Genomic DNA, 1,563 nt, shown 5'->3' with positions numbered 1-1,563 from the left:
ATGTGGTGGGCATCAGGCATATCAGCATGATCGAAGTTCATCAGCTTATTATAAATGGTGCAAAGATCCCTATTGGCAGCACCTACCGCGACTCGCTCCGCGACCGGCTCGGTATCGGATAATCTCCTGGTCCTATCCGCTCAACAGATCATCAACAACCTGTTCTGTCCGGATCTTTCCTTTGGTGCACGGTGAAGACAGGGAGGAACCTGGCTTTCAGGATGATCAACCGCCAACCTCCATAGGTTACCAAGACCTAAGCTTATTGGACGAGCATCGGGTTCTGCTTGATAATGCAGATCAAAGAAATTTTCACTTAAGAATGATTCAAAACCTTCATCTTCCCCATGATATAGTTTTTTGAGTTCATCACGTATTGCTGGAATAAGTACTTTCTTTTTGCCTTGGGAATTTGGCAATATTTCACTCGACTCGCCATGGTAAGTGCATAAAAACGTATCGATTGGTATAGGAGAGCGATCTACATGAAAAGAATAAACATCGGTTGGGAAAAACGGATAGGTATTATCCCGATGATAGTAGCTGATCACATTAAGAATTGGCGATGCGCCATGAGCTGTCAATAGCTTCAAGTCATTTAAAAGAATGTCTCGGGCAAGTTGCCCTTGTTCACTCAACTGAAGTTCACAAAGTTCCTCTTGTCCAATCGCCGTTATATTTCCGTTTAGCTCTACCTTGTTAACAATCTCAGAAAAATCACCTGGCAGTTTACGGGTCCAACAAATCGCATTAATTACTCCACTAAATGGCGTAGAAACAAGGTCTTGAAAATTCGTGACACAGTGAATTTGATGCTCAGCATGAGGTATATCTATCATAATAACTAATATAAAAATAATATTTTTAACAACAAAGTATGGGAATAGTAGACCGTTATCAAGCCTATCTGCAGTGTATGAAACAGGTAAACAGATATTTTGTTTAACCGAATATACATTTGGAGTGTTGAAAACAATTCAAATAAATTTGTGGTATGGCTGATCGTGGATAAGGTCTCCTATCGTCAGGAATCACTGTGCTAGGATGAAGAAAGAAAATAAAACTATATGGACAATCGGGCATTCTACTCATTCCTTTGAGGAATTTGTATTGATGCTGCATTCTTTCAATATTAAATTGGTAGCGGATATAAGAAGTTATCCCGGGTCGCGAAAATTTCCACAATTCAATAAAGAAGCGTTGGAAATTTCTTTACCCCAAACCGACATCCAATACGTTCATTTGAAAGATCTTGGCGGACGGAGAAAAGCAGATCCTGATTCAAAGAATACGGCATGGAGGCATGCTGCCTTTCGGGGGTATGCTGATTATATGGAAACGAGTGCGTTTAAAGATGGAATAAAAGAACTAATAAAGAGTGCATTAAGCCAACAAACTGCTTATATGTGTTCCGAGGCAGTATGGTGGCGTTGTCATCGTTCTTTAATTTCTGATTATCTAAAGGCACAGGGTTGGAAAGTCATGCACATAATGAGTATCAGTAAAGCAGTAGAACATCCTTACACAGCGCCTGCAAGAATTATAAATGGGAAGTTGACTTAT

At 40.1% G+C, this 1,563-nt stretch carries 2 protein-coding genes; one reads left to right on the top strand and one right to left on the bottom strand.

Annotation, left to right across the window (positions count from 1 at the left end):
* Positions 1-140: 140 nt before the first annotated feature.
* Entirely contained in the window at positions 141-839 is a 699-nt protein-coding gene (locus ACJ751_RS24750; protein ID WP_407748212.1) for a hypothetical protein, read from the bottom strand.
* Between the two features lie 205 nt (positions 840-1,044).
* Between ACJ751_RS24750 and ACJ751_RS24745 the strand changes: the two genes are divergently transcribed.
* Positions 1,045-1,563 (top strand): DUF488 family protein (locus ACJ751_RS24745; protein ID WP_407748211.1); only part of this gene is annotated, 519 nt, incomplete at its 3' end.

The organism is Niastella sp. (genome assembly GCF_045805085.1).
In the GTDB taxonomy this organism is placed as follows: Bacteria; Bacteroidota; Bacteroidia; order Chitinophagales; family Chitinophagaceae; genus Niastella.
The sequence above is the reverse complement of the archived record's forward strand: the minus strand, read 5'-3'. Positions and strand labels throughout refer to the sequence as shown.